The 17,286-nt window shown below is 71.3% G+C and carries 17 protein-coding genes; 10 read left to right on the top strand and 7 right to left on the bottom strand.

Features of this window, described 5'->3' with window-relative positions; genetic code table 11:
• The first annotated feature begins 395 nt into the window (after positions 1 to 395).
• On the top strand, positions 396 to 1,367 hold the full coding sequence (locus FHS13_RS09495) for a DUF4097 family beta strand repeat-containing protein (protein WP_184290557.1): 972 nt from the start codon (positions 396 to 398) through the stop codon (positions 1,365 to 1,367).
• On the opposite strand, the gene FHS13_RS09490 is transcribed toward FHS13_RS09495, so the two are convergent.
• Positions 1,344 to 1,751, bottom strand: a complete 408-nt coding sequence (locus tag FHS13_RS09490; RefSeq protein ID WP_184290555.1) for a hypothetical protein — start codon at positions 1,749 to 1,751, stop codon at positions 1,344 to 1,346. The genes FHS13_RS09495 and FHS13_RS09490 overlap by 24 nt on opposite strands.
• 121 nt (positions 1,752 to 1,872) lie before the next feature.
• Here FHS13_RS09490 and FHS13_RS09485 point away from each other — a divergent pair, with 121 nt between their 5' ends.
• The gene (locus FHS13_RS09485) at positions 1,873 to 2,904 is read left to right on the top strand and encodes a Gfo/Idh/MocA family protein (RefSeq protein WP_184290553.1); all 1,032 of its coding nucleotides are present in this window, start codon (positions 1,873 to 1,875) and stop codon (positions 2,902 to 2,904) included.
• Positions 2,905 to 3,033: 129 nt separating this feature from the next.
• Complete coding sequence (locus FHS13_RS09480; RefSeq protein ID WP_184290551.1) at positions 3,034 to 4,158, top strand: NAD(P)/FAD-dependent oxidoreductase; 1,125 nt, start codon at positions 3,034 to 3,036, stop codon at positions 4,156 to 4,158.
• 19 nt (positions 4,159 to 4,177) lie between these two features.
• On the opposite strand, the gene FHS13_RS09475 is transcribed toward FHS13_RS09480, so the two are convergent.
• From FHS13_RS09475 to FHS13_RS09465, 3 genes are read right to left on the bottom strand one after another with little or no spacing between them, the layout of a single operon-like run.
• Positions 4,178 to 4,630 (bottom strand): DUF6292 family protein, encoded by a 453-nt coding sequence (locus FHS13_RS09475; RefSeq protein WP_184290549.1) that lies wholly within the window; start codon positions 4,628 to 4,630, stop codon positions 4,178 to 4,180.
• A gap of 44 nt (positions 4,631 to 4,674) precedes the next feature.
• Positions 4,675 to 5,073 carry a hypothetical protein gene (locus FHS13_RS09470; protein ID WP_184290547.1) on the bottom strand — a complete coding sequence of 133 codons (399 nt, stop codon included), beginning with the start codon at positions 5,071 to 5,073 and terminating at the stop codon, positions 4,675 to 4,677.
• A 25-nt stretch (positions 5,074 to 5,098) separates the two neighbouring features.
• Positions 5,099 to 5,335 carry a helix-turn-helix domain-containing protein gene (locus tag FHS13_RS09465; RefSeq protein ID WP_221442605.1) on the bottom strand — a complete coding sequence of 79 codons (237 nt, stop codon included), beginning with the start codon at positions 5,333 to 5,335 and terminating at the stop codon, positions 5,099 to 5,101.
• 179 nt (positions 5,336 to 5,514) lie between these two features.
• On the opposite strand from FHS13_RS09465, the gene FHS13_RS09460 reads away from it, so the two are divergent.
• Positions 5,515 to 6,042, top strand: a complete 528-nt coding sequence (locus FHS13_RS09460) for a hypothetical protein (RefSeq protein WP_184290545.1) — start codon at positions 5,515 to 5,517, stop codon at positions 6,040 to 6,042.
• A gap of 85 nt (positions 6,043 to 6,127) precedes the next feature.
• Positions 6,128 to 7,612, top strand: a complete 1,485-nt coding sequence (locus FHS13_RS09455; RefSeq protein ID WP_184290543.1) for a sugar porter family MFS transporter — start codon at positions 6,128 to 6,130, stop codon at positions 7,610 to 7,612.
• A 13-nt stretch (positions 7,613 to 7,625) separates the two neighbouring features.
• Here the strand turns inward: FHS13_RS09455 and FHS13_RS09450 are convergent, their stop codons facing one another.
• Positions 7,626 to 7,853 (bottom strand): SHOCT domain-containing protein, encoded by a 228-nt coding sequence (locus tag FHS13_RS09450; RefSeq protein WP_184290541.1) that lies wholly within the window; start codon positions 7,851 to 7,853, stop codon positions 7,626 to 7,628.
• Between the two features lie 176 nt (positions 7,854 to 8,029).
• On the opposite strand from FHS13_RS09450, the gene pabB reads away from it, so the two are divergent.
• From pabB to FHS13_RS09435, 3 genes are all read left to right on the top strand, one after another.
• Positions 8,030 to 10,039: an aminodeoxychorismate synthase component I gene (pabB, locus tag FHS13_RS09445; RefSeq protein WP_184290539.1), complete on the top strand. Its 2,010-nt coding sequence runs from the start codon at positions 8,030 to 8,032 to the stop codon at positions 10,037 to 10,039.
• A 215-nt stretch (positions 10,040 to 10,254) separates the two neighbouring features.
• Positions 10,255 to 10,974 (top strand): metal-dependent transcriptional regulator, encoded by a 720-nt coding sequence (locus FHS13_RS09440; protein WP_184290537.1) that lies wholly within the window; start codon positions 10,255 to 10,257, stop codon positions 10,972 to 10,974.
• 105 nt (positions 10,975 to 11,079) lie between these two features.
• Positions 11,080 to 11,889: a class I SAM-dependent methyltransferase gene (locus FHS13_RS09435; protein WP_184290536.1), complete on the top strand. Its 810-nt coding sequence runs from the start codon at positions 11,080 to 11,082 to the stop codon at positions 11,887 to 11,889.
• On the opposite strand, the gene FHS13_RS09430 is transcribed toward FHS13_RS09435, so the two are convergent.
• Positions 11,877 to 13,466, bottom strand: a complete 1,590-nt coding sequence (locus FHS13_RS09430) for an alkaline phosphatase D family protein (protein ID WP_184290534.1) — start codon at positions 13,464 to 13,466, stop codon at positions 11,877 to 11,879. The two genes, FHS13_RS09435 and FHS13_RS09430, sit on opposite strands and share 13 nt — an antisense overlap.
• 551 nt (positions 13,467 to 14,017) lie before the next feature.
• On the opposite strand from FHS13_RS09430, the gene FHS13_RS09425 reads away from it, so the two are divergent.
• Positions 14,018 to 14,818 (top strand): alpha/beta fold hydrolase, encoded by an 801-nt coding sequence (locus tag FHS13_RS09425; protein WP_184290975.1) that lies wholly within the window; start codon positions 14,018 to 14,020, stop codon positions 14,816 to 14,818.
• A 160-nt stretch (positions 14,819 to 14,978) separates the two neighbouring features.
• Complete coding sequence (locus FHS13_RS09420) at positions 14,979 to 16,109, top strand: baeRF2 domain-containing protein (RefSeq protein WP_184290532.1); 1,131 nt, start codon at positions 14,979 to 14,981, stop codon at positions 16,107 to 16,109.
• Between the two features lie 60 nt (positions 16,110 to 16,169).
• On the opposite strand, the gene FHS13_RS09415 is transcribed toward FHS13_RS09420, so the two are convergent.
• Entirely contained in the window at positions 16,170 to 17,126 is a 957-nt protein-coding gene (locus FHS13_RS09415; RefSeq protein ID WP_184290530.1) for an exonuclease domain-containing protein, read from the bottom strand.
• Positions 17,127 to 17,286 lie beyond the last annotated feature (160 nt).

Raw genomic sequence — 17,286 nt, 5'->3', positions numbered from 1 at the left:
CAGCGAGGCCTGGGACAGCGTCGGCAGCCGGAACCTGCGGGAGGTGGTGGCAGCACCACCTCCACCTCACGTGTTGGCGGCCTCGCGGCATCGACCCGGTCGAACCTAGGTTGGAGGGTGTGGCCGGCCACACCCCGTTCGCAGGTGCGATGCCCTCCGCCGCCGTCCTGCCCCGGAGATCCGGGGCGGCCCGGCATGCCCGACTCGTCGAGGTCGTGCACCTGATGGCCTCCCTCACCCTGTTCTGCCTCGTACCCGCCCCGCTGGTGGTGACCGGAGCCACCTGGGCCGGGACGGCCGCGAACACCGCAGTGTGCAGGCGGTCCCGCGCAGTCTGCGCGGCACCGACCAGGCCTGATTCCCGGCCTGCCGAGACGACCCCGAGAGGAAGAGAAGTGACATTCGAGACGCGGGGCCTGTACGCCTCGTCGAGCAAGGAGTCCAGGGGGTCGCGCCGGGGCCCCTGGCTCGTCCTGGGCGCGGTCCTGGTCCTGGGCGCGGTCGCGTCGGCCGTCCTGTTGGTCCTGGGGAACACGAACGTGGACCGGGGGGCGCACAGCGACGCCTTCGCGTCGGTGGAGACGGTGGAGATCGACAACCTCACCGGTGGGCAGGTCCACGTGTTCGCGGCCGAGGGCCCGCAGGTGGTGCTGGAGCGCACCATGCACGGCACTCCCGTGAGCGAGCCCGGCGAGGAGGTCGAGAGTTCGGACGGCACCCTGGACGTGGAGGCGCGCTGCCGGGGCCTGGCCCTCTTCGGTGGTTGCCGCGTCGACTACGAGGTCGCGGTACCCGCCGGGGTGTCCGTGGAGGTCGAGACCAGCAGCGGGCAGATCAGCGTGGTCGGCCTGGAGGGGAGCCTGGAGCTGTCCACCCTGAGCGGCGGCGTGGAGGTCGAGGGCGCGGACGGTCCCGTGGCGGCCGAGACCACCAGCGGGGACATCTCCCTGGGAGACGTGACCGGATCGGTGCAGGCCCACACGACCAGCGGGGGCATCACCGTCGCCGGGGAGGGAGAGCACCTGTCGGTCTCGTCCACCTCCGGTGAGGTGGACGCGGCGGAGTTCGCGGCCCAGGAGGTGACCGCCGAGACCACCAGCGGCCGGATCCGGGTGGGCCCGGGTTTTGCCACCGCGGAGATATCGGCGGTCTCGGGGAAGGTGGAGGCGGTCACCGACACCTCCTTCGAGACGCTGGCGGTGGAGACCGTCAGCGGCGACATCGACCTGGAGGTGCCCGAGGGTTCCTACGACATCGGCGGCGAGTCGGTCTCGGGGGGACGCGACATCGGGGTGGGCACCTCTCCCGAGGGGCCGCGCATCACCGCCGACACCGTCAGCGGATCACTCTCGATCGACGCCTTCTGACGTCTGCCGGAAGCGTTCGAAACGCAGCGCCGCCCAGTCGGAGTCGACCATCTCCTGGGCGGTGCTGCGCCACCCCTGCTCGGTGACCGCGTCCCATCCCTTGTCCGCGCTCAGGTCGGTGATGATGGTGCCGCCCCGCCGGGGGTAGCAGATCCACAGGAGGGTGTCCGGCCCCACCAGCCCCAGGGTGGGGCCGGCCTCGCGTCTGACCGTGCCCTCGTCCAGGGCGAACAGGTGGACGTGGTCGTAGCGGGAGCCCGGGAGAGGCCCCAGGTCGATGTGTACCTCCGGCGGCAGTTCCAGGAGCCGGAGGTAGCGTTCGGGGGCGTTGAGGAGCAGCAGCCTGTCCCCGGGGCGCACCCCGAGCCTGTGGGCGAGAGTCATGTGTTCCCCTCCGTCGCCGTCCGTGTTCGGTACCTGTGGCCACCGTAGGCGGCTCCGTCCCCGAAGCCGAGTACTTTGCCCCGCTCGACCGCACCATGGCTGTCTTTTTAGGATGAGTTCCATGACAGATGAGAACGGCGTGCTGCGCTGGGGCATCCTGGGCACCGGAGGCATCGCGCACTCCTTCATGGAAGGGCTGCGCGCCACCCCGACGGCGCAGGTCACCGCGGTGGGCTCGCGCACCCCCGAGCGGGCCGAGCAGTTCGCCAAGGACTGGGGCCTCCCCCGCAGCCACGGCGACTACGCCTCCCTGGCCGCCGACCCCGACGTGGACGTGGTCTACGTCGCCACCCCCCACCCCTGGCACCACCCCCACACGCTCCTGTGCCTGCGAGCCGGCAAGCACGTGCTGGTCGAGAAGCCCATGGCGATGAACGCCCTGCAGGTCGCGGAGATGACGGCCGCGGCCCGCGAGAGCGGCCGCTTCCTGATGGAGGCGATGTGGACGCGCTTCCTCCCCCTGCACCGCAGGGTGCGTGAACTGGTCGACGACGGGGCCATCGGCGAACTGCACCAGCTGTCGGCGGACTTCGGAGTCAGTGCCCCCTACGACCCCGACCACCGGCTCTTCAACGCCGACCTGGGCGGCGGCGCCCTGCTGGACCTGGGTGTCTACCCGCTGGCCCTGGCCTCCTGGTACCTGGGTGAGCTGACCGTGGTGGGCGCCACCCGCCGGCTGTCACCGGACCGGATGGTCGACACGCAGACGACCGTGCTGGTGCGCGGCTCCGGTGGCGCCGCGGGGCTGCTCTCGTGCGCCTCGCTGACCTCCACCCCCGGCCGGGCGGTGCTGGCCGGGTCCCGGGGCTGGCTGGAGATCCCCCAGTTCTGGGCGGGGACCAGCGCGGTGCTGCACCGCAACGGCCACGAGCCCGAGGAGATCCGCCGGCCCCTGCGCGCCAACGGCTACGAGTACGAGGCCGAGGAGGTCGCCCGGTGCGTGGCCGCCGGCCTGCCGGAGAGCCCCGACATCCCGTGGTCCGAGAGCCTGCACCTGGCGACGCTGACGGACCGGATCCGCGACATGGGCGGGCTCGTCTACAGCCCGCCCACCGTCAAGGCCGTCCCGCTTCCCGACAGTTCCCAGGACTGAGCCCCGGGCTCCCGCCCGCCGACCGGTTCCGCCGGCGGCTGCCGGTCCCCGGCAGGAATTCTCGGACCCGCTCGCCCCGACCGGGGCGAGCGGCTTGTACCGCGGGGCCGGCGGGGGCAGGGTGGGGACATGGACGTGATCGTTGTGGGCGGCGGGATCGTGGGGACCAGTGCGGCGTTCCACCTGGCCAGGAGGGGCGTGTCCACCGCTCTGGTGGACTCCTCGCACACCGGCGGGGCCACCGGGGCCGGGATGGGGGTGGTCTTTCCCTGGCCGCTGCCCTGGGAGGAGCCACCGGTCCAGGATTTCAAGGCGGCCGCGGCCGCGCACCTGCCCTCGCTGATGGCCGAACTGGACGAGGACGGGCAGGCCACCGGGTACGAGGTGTGCGGGGGCATGTCGGTGGACCGGGAGGGCGACGACGCCGGCCACGAACTGATGGAGACCCTCTCCCGCCTTCCGGGATTCGAAGGCATGGGCAGGGTGGAGCGCCTGGGGCAGGGACGGCCCCGGGAGCTGTTCCCCCTGGTGCCCGAGGAATACGGCGGGGTGTACATCGAGGAAATGGCGCGCCTGAACGGAAGTATGGCGCGGGCGGCGCTGCTGGAAGCGGCCCTGGAACGTGGGCTGCGCCGTTTCCCGGGGGACGCGCGCCTGCTGTGGGACGGCCGCCGGGTGAGAGGGGTCCGGGTCGGCGGTCAGGACATGGAGGCCTCCTCAGTGATCGTGGCGGCGGGGGTGTGGTCGGCCCAGGTGCTGGCCGGGGCCGGGGTGGCGCTGCCCGTGCTGCCCGTGCGCGGGCAGGCCACCCACTTCGCGCTGCCCGGTACCGACACCCGGCCCTGGCCCGTGGTGCGCTTCGGTGAGCGCGACCGCTACGCGGTGGCCTTCGGGCCCAACCGGGTGGTCTTCGGCGCCACGGAGGAACCCGAGGCGGGGTTCGACTGCCGGGTGACGGCCTCGGGGCAGGCCCGCAACCTCACTGCCGCACTGGAGGCCATGCCCGGGCTGGGGGAGGCCACGGTGGCCGGCGCGAGTGCGGGCCTGCGGCCCGGGACCGGAGACGGCAGGCAGCTCCTGGGGGAGGTGGAGAGCGCCCCCGGGGCGGTGGTTGCCACCGGATTGGGATCCCAAGGGCTCACGCTGGGCGCTTTCCAGGGGCTGGTGGCCTCGCGTCTGGCCCTGGGAGAGGACCCCGGTGTGGACCTGTCGGCCTTTCGCCCCGACCGCGACACCCGCGCGGGCGGCGGATAGGCCCGGTCCGGGAGCGCTCTCACAGTTCCCGGTAGGCGGCCAGTCGCCGCTCGAAGCGGGGGTCGGCGGGGTGGGCGCTGCCCCGGCTGCGGTCCTGGACCATCATCATCCTCTGGTTCTCGGGGGCCAGCAGTGCCGTCACGGCGCGGGCGAAGGCGTCGGGGGGCAGCAGCGGTTCGGCTCCCAGGACCAGGGCCTGGCGTCCGGTCTCGTCCTGGCGGGACCAGCCGTGGACCTCGTTCCAGGCAAGGACGAGGCCGGGCGTCTCCTCGGTGGCCTGCAGGCGCAGCAGGGCCCTGCGGATGTCGCCGCGCTGGACGTGGCACTGAGGAAGGAGGATCTGGGGCTCGTGGCTGACCTCCTTCCTGAGGCGGGCCGCGCAGATGCGCACGTAGGCATGGTGGTTGAGCGGCCAGGGGACCGTGTTGGCGTCGGGGTAGACCAATCTGGTGTCGCGCCGTGGGCTGTGCATCGTCTTCCTTGTCTCTTGCCGGGGTGTTGCTCTGGTGCGGCGGTTCAGGGATGTGCGCCGATGACGGTGAACAGGACGGTGACGGGGTGGCCGCAGTGGTGGCCGTGCACGGTGACCACGCGTTCACGTCCCTTGTCGCGCTCGCGCCGGGCCTCGCGGTCCTGGGTCAGCACCGATCTCCAGCGGGCGACCACGCCGTCGGGTCCGAACAGGCAGGCGGCCTCGCCGCTGTCACCGCTGGCGGCGTAGTGGACGATCACGCGGCCGTCGGTGTCGGTCACGCACGTGGTCAGGCAGGGCCACAGGGCCGGGTCCTGTTCCAGCAGGCCTGCCACGCTGCGCGCGCCGGCGATCACCTTGCGGGGACCGCGGAGAAGAGGTTCGGCGGCGGCCCTGTTCCTGGGCAGGGAAAGTGTGCCGCCGGCGGCGGAAATGGCGCTCACAGAGGCGTCCTTTCTCGGTTCTTCCTCATTCGGAGTCGAGCGCGTACGCGTCCAGGCGCGCCTTCTCGACGTATTTGTTGAGGGACTCGCAGGTGATGCGGCGGATCCACTTCTTGGGTCCGACCTTGACCGACTCGAGTTCATTGGCGTAGCAGAGCTCGTAGACAACTCGTTCGGAAATGTCCAGTATTTCAGCGGCCTTGCGCACGCTGACCAGCAGTTTTGGCAATTCGGTGACGCGCGTTTCCCGATACTCGGTCATGTGGTGAACCTAGCAACAGGTGTGAACGAAGTGCAAGACTTTCTCTGAACTTTCTTCAACATAGCGAACGTTATATGTACTAATTCAGGACTTTGGTAGTACAGGTCATGGAGGTGTTAACCTTTGCAGGGGCTGCGAGCCTTTGCGAGATTCGAAAGAGAAAAAGGAGAGGCAGCGGTATGCGCGACGAGCCCACCGATGCGGCGCCCCCACCCGAGGCAACCCTGCTCCGCTGTCGCAGACTCGCCCTCAAGATGAGCCCCGAACAGTTGGAGCGCCTGCTGAGGGAGAACGGCGCCCGGCTCAGCGGCAAACGCATCCGGGAGATCGAGCACGGCCGCACCAAGACCGGCGCGCGCACCAGTGCGCGCGCCGAGACCCTGGTCGCCCTCGCCCAGGCCCTGGGCATAGGAGCCGACGAGCTCCAGGACTCCGGACGCCCCGACGCCGCCATGCTGCTGCACCGCCGGCAGAGCAGCGAGAGCCCGTTAGCCCCGCGCCGGGACGGCGACCGGACCGCCGCCCCCGGCGCCGACATCCTGCAGATCCTCACCCAGGGTGTGGAGGAGATACGCCGTACCTCCCTGAGTCCCCAGCAGAAACAGCGCCTGGAGCGCTTCTACCTGCGCTCCCTGCGACGCAGCGTCCAGGCCGCGCACGAGCAGTTGCGCGAGACCCTGGAACTGGTCACCGATGACGAGCCCTGAGGTCCGGAGGTACAGACACGGCCTGCTGTGAGCCAAAAAGCGAACATCTTTGGGACTGTGGGCGTTTTGTCCGTGACTAGCTGTCATGACCGTGGTCACCCTGGAAACGAACGTCGATCACTTCGCCGGGGGGACACGCGTGAGCCAGGCCAGTCACAGCAGAGGTGCTCCGGAGGGAGAGGCCAACATCGTCCACGTGACGATGATCGCCATGGCCGCGGCCATGGGCGGCTTCCTCTTCGGCTACGACAGCGCGGTGATCAACGGCGCCGTCGGAGCCATCGAGAACAGGTTCGACGTGAACGCGGCGGTCCTGGGATTCACGATCGCCTCGGCCCTGCTCGGCTGCGTGGTCGGTGCGGCAGCAGCCGGTTCGCTGGCCGACCGGCTCGGGCGCATCCGGGTCATGCAGATCGCCGGCGTGCTCTTCGCCATCAGCGCCATCGGCTCCGCCCTGCCCTTCACCGTGTGGGACCTGACGTTCTGGCGCATCCTGGGCGGAGCCGCCATCGGCCTGGCCTCGGTCATCGCGCCGACCTACATCGCCGAGGTGTCCCCGGCCTCCTACCGGGGGCGCCTGGGTTCGCTCCAGCAGCTGGCCATCGTGTTGGGCATCGCCGCCTCCCAGCTGGTCAACTACGGCATCGCCCAGATCGCCGACGGCAGTGCCGAGAACACGATCGGCCCCCTCCAGGCCTGGCAGTGGATGCTGGGCGCCGAGGTCGTGCCCGCCCTGGTCTACCTGATGCTGAGCCTGCTCATCCCCGAATCGCCCCGCTACCTGGTGCGGGTGGGCAGGGCCGACCGGGCCCGCGAGATCCTGGCCGACGTGGAGGGCGGAGGCGAGCGGAGGATCGACCAGCGCATCGACGAGATCCGCCGGGCCCTGGGCAGCGAGGAACAGCCGCGCATGAGGGACATCACGGGCCGCTACGGCCTGCTGCCCATCGTGTGGATCGGCATGGCCCTGTCCGCGTTCCAGCAGCTCGTGGGTATCAACGTCATCTTCTACTACTCCAGCACCCTGTGGCAGTCGGTGGGTGTGGAGGAGTCCGCCTCCCTGCTGCTGAGCCTGTTCACCTCGATCGTCAACATCGTGGGCACCGTCATCGCGATCATGCTGGTGGACCGCCTGGGCCGCAAACCCCTGCTGCTGACGGGCTCGGCCGGCATGACGGTGTCCCTGGCCGTGACCGCCTACGCCTTCAGCCACGCCCGGGTCCAGGACGGCGACGTGAGCCTGGCCTTCAACTGGGGCGCGACGGCCCTGGTGGGCGCGAGTGCGTTCGTACTGTTCTTCGCCCTGTCGTGGGGTGTCGTGGTGTGGGTGCTGCTGGGTGAGATGTTCCCGCTGCGTATCCGCGCGGCCGCCATGGCGGTGGCCACCGCCACCCAGTGGCTGGCCAACTGGCTGATCACGGTGACCTTCCCCGGCCTCAGCGACTGGAACCTGACCGGGACCTACATGATCTACACGTTCTTCGCCCTCCTGTCGTTCCTCTTCGTGTGGAGGTTCGTGCGCGAGACCAAGGGCAAGACCCTGGAGGAGATGTCGGACTGGAGCCGCTGACGCGGCACCCCTCTCAGTCCTCCAGGTCGATCTTGCGCTGGAGGAACTCCTCCCGGTCGATCTCGCCGCGTGCATAGCGCAGCCGCAGCTCCTCCTGGGCCGGGTCCAGGGCCGGGGGCTGCGCCTGCCGGCCGCGGAGCCTGCCCCCGGAGGCCTGGGAGGCCGCAGAGACGGTCACCACCAGGTACACGCCCACCGCCACCATGGTGAGGATGACGATCGTGCTCAGAAAGAAGCTCATGGTCTCCACCCCGCTGTGCCCGACGAGCGCTCCACGCCCCCTTGTCTACCTCCCCGCCGAACGGAGCGGAAGGGGGCGTTCCGCCCGGGACACCTCTTCGCGCCGTACACCCCGTGACCGCGGCCCGCACCGTCCGCCGTAACCTGGGATGTCGCGTTCGGGCGGAAAGGGGCGGGATGCGCATCCTCCTCGTGGACAACCACGACTCGTACACCTTCAACCTCTTCCAGCTCATCGCCGAGGTCGCCGGGGCAGAACCCCTGGTGCTCGCCAACGACGACCAGCGCCTGCGCGGCCTCGACCTCTCCCTCCTCGACGCCGTCGTCGTCTCACCCGGCCCCGGCCGCCCCCAGAACCCGCGCGACGTGGGCCTGCTCCCCGGCCTGCTGGAGCGCGCCCGCCTGCCCGTACTGGGCGTGTGCCTGGGCCACCAGGCCATCGCCCACCTGGCCGGAGCCGACGTGGTCTCGGCTCCCCAACCCCGCCACGGCCACCTGACCCGCGTCCGCCACAGCGGCGAGGGCCTCTTCGCCCGCATCCCCCAGGACTTCACCGCCGTGCGCTACCACTCCCTGGCCGTGGCCCGGCCCCTGCCCCCGCGGCTGGAGGCGACCGCCTGGGCCGAGGACGGCGTCGTCATGGCCCTGGCCCACCGGCAGCTGCCTCGCTGGGGGGTGCAGTTCCACCCCGAGTCCGTCGCCGGTGAGCACGGCGCCGACCTGGTCGCCAACTTCCTGGACCTGGCCCGACCCCGCGTCCGCGCCGCGGCCCCCCTGCCACCCGCCGCCCCCGCCCGGGCACGGCGGACCGCCCCCCTGACCCTGCGCTCCCGCACACTGCCCTTCGCCGTGGACACCGAGGCCGCCTTCGCCCGCCTGTACCGGGACGAGGAGTACGCGTTCTGGCTCGACAGCTCCCGCCCCCAGGGCAGTGCCCGCTTCTCCTTCCTGGGCGCACCCACCGGCGAGATCCTCACCTACCGCGTCGGCGGCCCCGTACGCGTACGGGCACCCGGCGGCCGCGAGCACGACGAACCCGGCACCGTCTTCGACGCCCTCGAACGCCGCCTGCCCCCCGCCGCCCCCCGCAGCGACCTGCCCTTCGACTTCGCCGGCGGATACGTGGGCTACTTCGGCTACGAGCTCAAGGCCGACTGCGGCGCCCCCGCCGGCCCCCACACCGCCTCCACCCCCGACGCCGTGTGGATGCGCTGCGACCGCTTCATCGCCGTCGACCACCGCCAGGGACGCACCTACGCCGTGTGCGCCGACGACCTCCCCGACGCCGACACCTGGCTGGAGGACACGCTCGCCGCCCTCCGCGACCTGCGGCCCCTGCCCGCACCGGCGCCCGCGGCCGCACCCCTGGACCTGACCGGCCTGCTGGAGCGGTCACCCCAGGACTACACCGCCGACGTCAAGGAGTGCCTGGCCCACCTGGCGGCGGGGGAGAGCTACGAGATCTGCCTGACCAACCGCCTGCGGCTGCCCCGCAGCGGCGACGACCTGGACTTCTACCGGCGCATGCGCGCCGCGAGCCCTGCCCCCTACGCGGCCTTCCTGCGCCTGGGACCGATGAGCGTCATGAGCGCCTCACCCGAGCGATTCCTGCGCGTGGACCCGGACCGCCGTGCCGAGAGCCGCCCCATCAAGGGCACAGCTCCCCGCCACAGCGACCCTGCGGCCGACGCACGTGCCGTCCGCGAACTGCGCACCGGGTCCAAGACCCGCGCCGAGAATCTCATGATCGTCGACCTGCTGCGCAACGACCTGGGCCGGGTGTGCCGGGTGGGCACGGTCCAGGTGCCCGCATTCATGTACACCGAGTCCTACGCCACCGTGCACCAGCTCGTCTCCACCGTGCGCGGGGTACTGCGTCCGCAGGTGTCGGTCCTGGACGCGGTGCGCGCCTGCTTCCCGGGCGGGTCGATGACCGGCGCGCCCAAACTGCGCACCATGGAGATCATCGACTCCCTGGAGCACTCGGCGCGCGGTGTGTACTCGGGTGCGCTGGGTTACCTGTCCCGTTCGGGCACCGCCGACCTGAGCGTGGTCATCCGCACCGCGGTGCGCACGGGCGAGGAACTGGTCATCGGCGCGGGCGGCGCGATCGTGCTGGACTCCGATCCGCAGGACGAGTACGAGGAGATGCTGCTCAAGGCGGCGGTTCCCGCCAGAGGCCGCTGAAAACCGGTTGCCCGCCCGCACCGGCGCAGGCCAGGATCCGCTTGCTGCCTCGGGAGGAGCCCTACCCGCTCGACCCCGGCCTCCTGCGCCACCTCTGCTGAAGCGCGGCGCCCCTGGCGGTTCCCACCCCTCCACGCGCGCGCGGCGTCCGTCCCCGGGCACAGGAGAGATGCGCGCGTGGTGGCTTGTGGACGGTCCGCGATACGGTTATGGACATGGACAACACCCTGGCACGTCCGTCCACGTCGGTGGAGGACTACGTGAAGGTCGTCTACGACCTCCAGGAGCGCGGCACCGGACCGGTCACCATCTCGGGCATGGCCGAGCGGCTGGCGGTGTCCAACTCCTCCGTGTCGGGAATGTTGCGCAAACTCAGCGCCCAAGGGCTCGTGGAGCACAAGCGCTACGGATCGGTCGCCCTCACCGAGGCCGGGACACGGGTGGCCCTGTCGGTGCTGCGCCGCCACCGGCTGCTGGAGACCTACCTCGTCGACGCGCTCGGCTACTCCTGGGACGAGGTGCACGACGAGGCCGAGATCCTCGAGCACGTGGTTTCGGACAAGTTCGTGGAACGCATCGCCGCCCACCTGGGAGACCCCGTGGTCGACCCGCACGGAGACCCCATCCCCACCCGTGACGGACACATCCCCCCGCAGGAGTCGGTGCTCCTGTCGGAGGCCGAGGAAGGTGCCGGCGGCGTCATCGTGCGGGTCAACGACACCGACCCCGAACTGCTGCGCTACCTGTCCGACATCGAGATCGGCATCGGTATGAGCGTGCGGGTGGTCGAGCGCCAGCCCTATGCCGGATCGCTCCGGATCCAGGTGAGCAGCGGTGAGGACGTCCCCGCCCGGGACCGGTCACTGGGCCTGGTGGCGGCCGAGGCCCTGTGGATCAGCACCGACGGCAGGGGGCTGCCGGCTTCCCGGTCCTGACGAGACCGGGCCCGGGGGCCTCATGTCCGGCGTCCGGAGTCCCTGATGCCCGGGTCGCGCAGTGGGTAGTCACCTCTCCACACGCCGACGAACGGGAGACGGCCGATGGACACCCACCTGGCACAGCGCAGGCCGGTCAACCTCTCCAAGGTGGAGCGGAGCCTGCTGTGGACCCTCTACCAGCGGGTCCTGGACTTCCGTGACCCCGACCCCCTCCTGGGGGACGTGTGGGCCGTCGACACCTTCGACCGGTTGGAGGTCGACCTCCGTGATCTGCGGGGCGCCTCCGTCGACCGCTACCTCACCCTGCTCAGGGCGCGCAAGATCGACTCCTGGGTGCGCGAGTGGAGCTCCCGCAACCCCGAGGGCACCGTCGTGCACATGGGCTGCGGTCTGGACTCGCGGGCACTGCGAGTGGGCGCTCCCCGGCGCGGACACTGGTTCGACGTCGACCTGCCCGCCGTGGTGGAGCTGCGCCGGGGACTGCTGCCCGAGCCCGACCGCTACCAACTGGTCCCCGGCTCCCTGGCCGATGCCGACTGGCTGGCGCGCCTGCCCGCCGACACACCGGTCCTGGCGGTGGCCGAGAGCGTGGCCGAGTTCGTGCGCGTGGACGATCTCCGCAGGTTCCTGGAGCACGTCACCTCCCAGGCCACGGCGGGTGGGGAGATCGTCTTCGACATCGTCTCCTCCTGGGCCGGGCGCCTGGCACTCACCTTCCGCTGGGAACTGCACACCATGGAGGACTCCCTGCTGCCCGAGCGCTGGTGCCCCGGCGTGCGACTGGTCCAGGAGTACGAGGTGGCCGGCGACCACGCGCTGCTCCCCGAGGGTCCGCACCGCGACATCTACCGCGCACTGTCCCGGTGGCCCTCGACCCGGAGCGTCATGCGGGTTCTCCGCTACACCTTCTGACGCTCCTGGTCGGGTCGGTCCTGGGAGCGCACGCCGGGTACGCCGTCGCCGACGACGAACCGGGCCCGGTCGCGCACGGGTGCGCCCGGGCGGTCCACGTGGTCGACGATGCGGTAGTCGGCCGTCCACTCGGTGGGGGTGACGGTGTTGCGCACGTAGCCGCGCCTGCGATTGACGAACCTGATGTGCGGGTTCTCCGCCAGTTGGACGTCGTCGCCGGGGGCGTTCTCGGAGCCGTTGCCGCCGCTGGTGATCGAGGTGCCCACCAGCTCGGTGGCGACCGTGGCCGAGGCGGGGTCGTCGAAGTCGGCTTTGACGTCGCACACGTAGTTGGCGTGCACGTCGCCGGTGATCACCACGGGGTTGCGCACCCCGGCCAGGTGGTCGCGGATCTCGTCACGCTCCACCGCGTAGTTGTCCCAGGCGTCGTTGCTGAAGTCGGTGCCCTCCCCGGCCAGGAAGTCGCGCTGGGAGAAGAACACCTGCTGGGCCAGGACGTTCCACCGCGCGCGGGAGGAGGAGAGCCCTTCCTTGAGCCACTGCTTCTGCACAGGCCCCAGCAGGGTACGCGAGGGGTCCCGGCGCGATGCGTCGTCGACCTGGTCGTCGCGGTACTGGCGGGTGTCGAGCAGGTGCATGTCCAGAAGGGTGCCGAAGCGCAGGCGCCGGTACAGGTGTATGTACGGCCCCTGGGGCGCCTGGGCCGGACGCAGCGGCATGTGCTCGTAGTAGGCCTTGAGGGCGGCGGCGCGACGCCGCATGAACGCCTCGTGGGGCTGGTCGTCCTCGGGGTGCTCGCCGGCCCAGTTGTTGTCGAGCTCGTGGTCGTCGAAGATCACCGCCCACGGGAAGGCCGCATGGGCGGCCTGCAGGTCCTGGTCGCTCTTGTACTGGGCGTGGCGGACGCGGTACTCGGCCAGGGTGTGGACCTCCCGGGAGGGGATGTGCGGGCGCCCGATGGCGCCCGCCGCGCCGCTCTCGTAGATGTAGTCGCCCAGGAACGCGACCAGGTCCAGGTCCTCCCGGGCCAGGTGGGCGTGGGCGGTGTAGTGGCCGTTGAGGTAGCTCTGGCAGCTGGCGAAGGCGAAGGCGAAGCGGTTGTTGCGGGCGCCGGGCAGGGGAGCGGTCCTGGTACGGCCCACCGGGCTGATGTGGCTGCCGACCCGGAACCGGTAGTGGTAGTGCGCCCCCGGACGCAGGCCGCGCGCCACCGCGTGCACCGCATGGGCGGACCCGGGCACGGCCTCCGCGGTGCCCGAGGCGTTGACGCGGCCGAAGTCCTCCCTCTCGGAGACCTGCCACTGGACGGGCACGGACCGGTCGGGCATGCCGCCTCTCCCGTCCTCGGCCAGCGGGTCGGGGGCCAGGCGCGTCCACAGGACGACACTGTCGTGGTGGGGGTCGCCGGAGGCGACTCCCAGGGTGAAGGGATCGCCCGCGGCGGCGAAGGCGCGGGCCGGCCCCGCATGCAGGGGGAGGCTCAGTGCGGCGGCGCCCAGGGCGAGGGCCCCGCCGACGACGACCTGGCGGCGGGTGGCGGTGGGGGAGGTGTGCGGGTGGCGGGGGGCGCCCGGCATGCGCGGTCTCCTGTCGCGGTCGCTGTGTCCGGTCGGCGGGCGGGAGCACGCTCCCGACTCCTTCGGGTGTCGAGACGATGACGTTCCGCTACCTCGCAGGCCGGTGCGGGTCCGTCCCTCGGGAAGAGTAGGCACGGGTCCGTGCCGGAGCGCCGTAGACACGCTCTGGGGCGGTGCGCGCGTCCTGAAAAGGCGGGCGCGGGCGATCGTCCGGCTCTCCGCGCTCCCGTGGGAGCGGAGTTGCCCCCCGGGTCCGGTGTCAGCAGAATCTGAACCGGACAGCCGCCGCAGGCGTCTCCTCCTGCAGCCAGGTGCACACCACCCGGCGGCCCGTGGCGGTTCTCACGTCCGCTCCGGTGCACCGTGCCCGAGGACGGCGGGTCACGGCGCGCACGGGCCGCAGGCGCCGAGGGACCGCCTGCGGCCCGGTCCTCGCCTTCCCTCCGGACGGCCATGTCCGGGGACGGACACCCTTGCGTGGCCACATAGCATCAGTTCTTGTGGCACAGCAGACGAACTCTTTGAAAGGTGACGGGTCGGGCATTGCCTCTGTGCGGGGCGTGGACCTCCACTACACCGACCAGGGCGCGGGTTACCCGGTCCTGTTCATCCACGGCCACCCCTTCGACCGCACCATGTGGGAACCCCAGGTACGTGCACTGGCCGGACGCGGTTACAGGACGATCGTCCCCGACCTGCGCGGCTACGGACACAGCACGGTCGTGCCCGGCACCACCCACCTGGACTCCTTCGCCCGCGACCTGGCCGGGCTCCTGGACCACCTGGGCGTGGACACCGCGGGCGTGGTGGGCCTGTCGATGGGCGGCCAGATCGCACTGGAGCTGTGCCGGCTCTTCCCCGACCGCGTCGACTCCCTCGCCCTGGTGGCCACCAACCCCCATGCCGAGACCGAGCAGGGCCGGGCCAGGCGCAGCGCCACCGCCGAGCACCTGCGCTCCCAAGGCATGCGCGGCTATGCCGACTCCCACCTCGTGGGCATGATGACCGCGGCCAACGTGCGCTCCATGCCCCGCGTCGCCGACCACGTACGCACGATGATGTACACCGCACCACCCGAGGGAGCGGCCGCCGCACTGCTGGGCCGGGCCCGCAGACCCGACTACGTGCCCCTGCTCCGGTGCATCTCCGCCCCCACCCTGCTGGTGGTCGGACAGGAGGACCGCTTCACCCCTCCCGACTTCACCGAGGCCATGCACGTGCGCGTCCCCGACTCGGTCGTGGAGATCATCGAGGGCGCCGGGCACCTGCCCAACCTGGAACGCCCCGAGAGGTTCAACGAGGTGCTGCGCCGCTTCCTGGAGAGCTCGCGCGCCCGCAGCCGCCGCACCTGACCCGTCCCCGCAGTGTCCGGCCCGCCCCGCGCCGGGCAAGAATCCTTGGTCGAGGACCGTGTCTGCCCTGACCGGGCCTGGGTAGAGGCCCTGCGACGGCCCGCGGACCAACACATGAGAAGGGGGTGGGCGGGACGGGGAGACCGCGTCCCGCGGACACATGGACCTGGCTTTCCTTCGACCTCTGTACGAGTCCGGCGCCCCGGTGGCCTCGGTTCACATCGACACCAGCCGTGACACCACGGACGCGGCCAAGAAGATCGAACTGCGCTGGAGGCACCTGCGCGACGAACTCTCCGACCTGGGCACCGACAAGGCCACCCTGGACGTGCTCGAGGAGGCCGTCAAGGACGGCACCTCCCGGGCCCACGGCCCGCACGGCCACTCCCTGTTCGCCTCACAGGGCCGGCTGCTGGGCCTGCACACCCTGAGCGAACCGCCCCGCCAGGACCGGGCCCGCTGGCTGCCGGTTCCCGACCCGCTGCCTCTGGCCATCGACCGCGGCCGCTACCTGCCCTATGTGCTGGTGGCACTGGACCGGGTCAACGCGAAGGTGTTCGCCTACCCCGGCCACCCCTCCATCGATCCGACCTACGAACAGGACTTCACCGGAGACGACCTTCGCAACCTCGACCCCATGGGCCGAGGCGGCCCCGGTGTCCTCAGCGGTTACAACGGCCGTTTCGACGGCAAGCACTTCCCCGAGGAGACCTGGCGCGAGAACACCGCCCGCATCGCCCAGATCGCGCGCGAGGCCGTGGCCGAGGTCGACGCCGAGATCATCTTCGTCGGAGGCGACGAGGGAGCCATCGCCCACCTGCGCGAGAACCTGGGCGAACGCAAGCTCTCCATCCCCATCCAGCTGGTGCCCGGCGGCCGCGGCGGCCCCGACGCCCAGGAGCGCCTGCACCAGGCCGCGGCCGAGGCCCTGCGCGACTTCGTCGTCGAACGCCACGACAAGCTCCTGGACGACTTCCAGCAGAAGCTCGCCAACGACCAGGCCGTGCGCGGTACCGAGCCCACCCTGCCGATGCTGTCGGAGGCCAGGGTGCAGACCCTGCTCCTGGGCGCCGAGCAGGACGGTGAGCCCGAACTGTGGGGCTCGCCCGACGAACCGGTACTCGTGGCGAAGAAGCCCGAGGAGCTGATCGCCGCGGACAAGGCGTTCAAGGCACCGGCCAGCGCGCTGATGCTGCGCTCGGCGGTGATGACCGACGCCGCCTTCTCCGAGGTCCTGGACCACGGCAGCACCAGTTCCGACAGCGGCGCGATCCTGCGCTTCCCCAAGTAGCCCGGTACCCGCAGGGCCGTCCGCGACCGCACCGGGAACGCGGGCGGCCCTGCGCCGCGCTCAGAAGGTCATGCCCAGCATGACCAGCAGGTCGGCCTCGGTGACGAAGTCGATGCGCTGGCCGCGCGCCGCATAGGCCTCGGCCTGCAGGTGCTTGGAGGTCTTGCCCGGCCCGTCGTGGCCGCCCACCACCAGGACATCGGTCTTCCTGGTGACGTTCTTGGCCGCGATGCCGCCCGCCTCGGCCACGCGCCGCCACGCCTCGGGCTTGTCCATCGTCTCCAGGTCACCCGAGACGCACACGACCCTGCCGTAGAGGGGCCCGGAGGGGTCGGCGTCCGCCGCGGGCTCGGGCAGAGGTGCCTGCGCGGCCCGCTGCCAGCGCGCGAAGCGGTCCCCGCCCTGCCGGGGCGCCGCGGCCGCGACGGGGACCGGGCCCGGGGAGGCCTCCTCCAACCTGCGCAGCCCCGCGCCCGACAGACGGGACAGGTCGGCCAGCGAGGCGGTCCCGTGGCGTTCCATGGCCGCGATCGCGATGCGCGCGGCGGCCTCGGCGTCGACATCGGCGCGGTGGTGTCCGGCGAGTTCGTGGCCGATGTGGGCGCACACCGTGGGCAGCCGGTGGTCGGACAGATCCGCCCAGGTACGGCGCGACAGGGCCAGCGTGCACGCGTAGTCGCGCGCCGAGCGGGCCAGCCCCGCATAGCGGCAGGCCTGGTTCAGCACCCCTATGTCGAACGCGGCGTTGTGGGCCACCAGAGGATCGTCCTCGGCGAACTCGACGATGTCGGCGTACACCCGCTCCCAGCGGGGCGCGTCGGCGACGTCGTCCGGGGTGATGCCGTGGACGGCGATGTTGTGCCGGGAGAAGAAGTCCGCCTGGGCCGGCGGGCGGACCAGCGTGCTGTAGCGGTCCACGACGACACCGTCGCGCACCCGCACCAGGCCGACCGAGCAGGCACTGCCGCGGTCGGCGTTGGCGGTCTCGAAGTCGATCGCGGTCCAGCTGTCGGACACCACACACCTCCTGGCAGGCAACGATTCGAGGCTACCGCCGCCCGGACTCCGGAACGGCCCGAACACCGTGACGGACCTGAGGAGGGCCGTGGAACGCTGTACGCGTGCCGGGCCGCTGCCGACGCGGCCTCCCCGATCGCGGTGTCCGTACCGATCCCGG

Source organism: Nocardiopsis algeriensis (assembly GCF_014203695.1).
GTDB lineage: Bacteria > Actinomycetota > Actinomycetes > Streptosporangiales > Streptosporangiaceae > Nocardiopsis > Nocardiopsis algeriensis.
Note: the sequence above shows the minus strand (reverse complement) of the source record. Positions and strands in the feature narration are given on the sequence as shown.